Annotated in this window: 3 protein-coding genes; all 3 read right to left on the bottom strand. The window is 64.7% G+C overall.

Features of this window, described 5'->3' with window-relative positions; genetic code table 11:
- The coding region (locus tag JOZ76_RS19765; RefSeq protein ID WP_291701033.1) for a hypothetical protein at positions 1 to 340 on the bottom strand (340 nt) is incomplete at its 3' end.
- A 171-nt stretch (positions 341 to 511) separates the two neighbouring features.
- Positions 512 to 1,258: an IS21-like element helper ATPase IstB gene (istB, locus tag JOZ76_RS19760; RefSeq protein ID WP_291701032.1), complete on the bottom strand. Its 747-nt coding sequence runs from the start codon at positions 1,256 to 1,258 to the stop codon at positions 512 to 514.
- 17 nt (positions 1,259 to 1,275) lie between these two features.
- Positions 1,276 to 2,823, bottom strand: coding sequence for an IS21 family transposase (gene istA, locus JOZ76_RS19755; RefSeq protein ID WP_291701031.1), 1,548 nt, complete (start codon positions 2,821 to 2,823; stop codon positions 1,276 to 1,278).
- Positions 2,824 to 2,917 lie beyond the last annotated feature (94 nt).

Here is a 2,917-nt window from a genome sequence, read left to right as displayed (position 1 = left end):
AGACGAGCCACCCGGCCGAAAACAGTGCAATAACAACGAGTATTAATGAGAAGGAGAAAAATAGCTGTCCGATTGGTGCCAAACCCGCGCACTTATCCGGATGAAAAGGCCTTATCTGCAGCTCTCCAGTGCGCCCGAGATAATGAAACTCCCACGCGGTGACCGCGATTATCCAGATTGCGACACCGCCCGCGTAAGCCAGCAGCACGTCAATTGTCACTACACTGACGTCCAATACCGCATTCCAGCGACCCATGCTGCGGATCACCTCCACTTGCGAAAATCCGTAAAACCATAAGAATATAATTCCAGCAAGCAAAAGACCTGAAACATATCCCAACGGTGTTTCCAGTCGGTGAAGGTGCATATTCCGATGATGTCGGCCGGGCATTCCGATTGATGTCGGCCACCCATTCCAATTGAAGTCGGCCGGCTATTCCGATTGATGTCGGCCGGGGTGGCGGAGCGCCCGCTGGACGAGATTGATCTCTCCATAACTGGTTGCATGCGGTCAAGCGGCGACAGTTTTGGCGGCGCGCTGCTTACGCAAGCTGTCGCCGCTGAGTTGCAGGCGATGGGCGTTGTGGATGAGACGATCGAGGATGGCGTCAGCGAGGGTCGGTTGGCCGATCAGCTGATGCCATTTGTCGACCGGGATCTGGCTGGTGATCAGTGTGGCGCCGCGACCATAGCGGTCTTCGACGATTTCAAGCATGTCGTGGCGCTGTTCGGGGCCGAGCGGTTCGAGGCCCCAATCGTCGAGGATCAATAGCTTGACGCCGCCGAGCGCACGCATCAGGCGGGGATAACGGCCGTCGCCGCGAGCGAGCGCGAGATCGCTGAACATCCGCGGAATGCGCTGGTACAGCACCGAGCGGTTGTCGCGGCAGGCCTTTTGACCGAGGGCGCAGGCAAGCCAGCTTTTGCCGACGCCGGCGGGCCCTTCGATGATCAGGTTCTGCGCCTCCTCGATCCAACGGCCGGCAACCAGTGCCTGGAAGAGGGCGCGGTCGAGGCCGCGGGCAGCGCGGTAATCGACATCCTCGACAACCGCCTGGTGGCGCAGCCGGGCAAAGCGCAGCCTGGCTCGCAAACGCCGTTCGTAGCGTTCGATGGCTTCGCGATCGAGCAGCAGCGCGAGCCATTCGGCATGCGACAGCTCGGCGCTGGTCGGGTTTGCTTCGAGTTCGGCGAAAGCCCGCGCCATGCCCTTAAGCCCCAACTGGTGGAGCTGGTCGATTGTCGGATGGGTCAGCAATGTCAATCTCCTCACGGTTAATGGTAGTAGCGGGGGCCGCGGATATTGGGATGGTCGGGAAGCAGCTCGCCCTGGGCGGCCGGTCCGGGCGGCGGGCGCCGGTCGAGGCCGTGCTTGAGGATCGATTGGATCGAGCCGTAGGAGCGCGCGCCAATGTCGAGACCGCGGTCGCAGGCCGCCTCCAGGCGGTCGGCGCCGTAATGCCGGGCCAGCCGCAGGATGCCGATACATGCTCGGTAGCCCTGTTCGGGGTGCGGCCGGCTCTCCAGGATCAGCCCTGTCAATTTGGCCGTGTTGGGGCCGATCGCCGCCGCGTCGGCGCGGATGCGCTCGATCGTCCAGTCGGCATAACGCCGGTGCGCACTCGGCATATGCTCGGGGATTGTCGTGTGCCGGCCGCGGCCGCCGCCGCGCAGATGGACCGCGATGCGCTCGCCCTTGCAGAACAGCTCGATCGTGCGCTCGGTGATGCGGGCGTCGAGCCGCTCGCGGATCAGCCGGTACGGCACCGAGTAGTAGTGCCCGTCGATATCGACATGGTAGTCGCGCCCGACCCGGCGTGGCTGCCATTCGGCGTATTCGTAAAGCTCGGCCGGCAAGCTCTTCAGCGCCGGGTAATCGAGCTCGCGGAAGAGATCGCGGCGGCTGACGCCAAGCCGGCGCATCGGCCGCGCATTGAGATCGGCGACCAGCTCGGCGATCGCCCGGTTCAACGCGGCCAGCGAAAAGAAGCGGCAATTGCGCAGCCGCGCCAAGATCCAGCGCTCGACCACCAGCACGGCCACTTCGACCTTGGCCTTGTCGCGCGGCTTTCTGCTGCGCGTCGGCAGGATCGCCGTGCCGTAATGGGTTGCCAGATCGAGATAAGTGCGATTGAGCCCCGGCTCGTACCAGTTGGCGCGATCGACCCCGACCTTCGGATTGTCGGGGACGAGCTGCGCCGGCACGCCGCCCATAAAGGCGAGCGCGCGCACATGCGCGCCGATCCAGTCGGGCAGCGACTGTGTCCAGGTCGCCTCGGCGTAGGTGTAGTTGGAGGCGCCCATTGTGGCGACAAAGACCTGCGCGGCCCGCGTCTCTCCGGTCGCCCCATCAATCACGTCGACGGTCTGGCCGGCGTAATCGACAAACATGCGCTCGCCGGCGGGATGGCTCTGCCGCATCGTCGGCGACAGTCGGCTTTCCCAGGCGCGGTAGAGATCGCACCAGCGGCTGTATCCGTAGCCGCCAGGCTCACGCTGCCGATATTCTTCCCACAACAGCATCAAGGTGACGCCAGGCCGGCGCAGCTCGTGATGGATGTAGGGCCAATCGGGCTCGGCCTTGCGCCGCGCAGCGGGCCGGCTGCCACGGCTCGAATACAGCATCGCCTCGAGCACGCGGTCGGTCAGCGTCGCCGGCAGCGGCCAGCGTAGACCCGCGGCGGCAACCCGCTCCAGGGTCAGCCCGACCGTGCTGCGGGCAATCCCCAGCGAGCGGGCGATCACCCGGTCGGTTGCCCCAGCCTCGTGCTTGAGGCGCAGGATCTCTCGTACACGACGCATCGACACTCTCTTGGCTGGCATCGGTCCCCCCGCTTGTCGTTCCCACGACAAGCAGAGCCCCGAACACCGCCCAGCGGTCGAGCGCTTGCCACCCCTGCGCGGGTGGCCGACTTCA

It is taken from the genome of Bradyrhizobium sp. (assembly GCF_019244115.1).
In the GTDB taxonomy this organism is placed as follows: Bacteria; Pseudomonadota; Alphaproteobacteria; order Rhizobiales; family Xanthobacteraceae; genus Bradyrhizobium.
The sequence above is the reverse complement of the archived record's forward strand: the minus strand, read 5'-3'. Positions and strand labels throughout refer to the sequence as shown.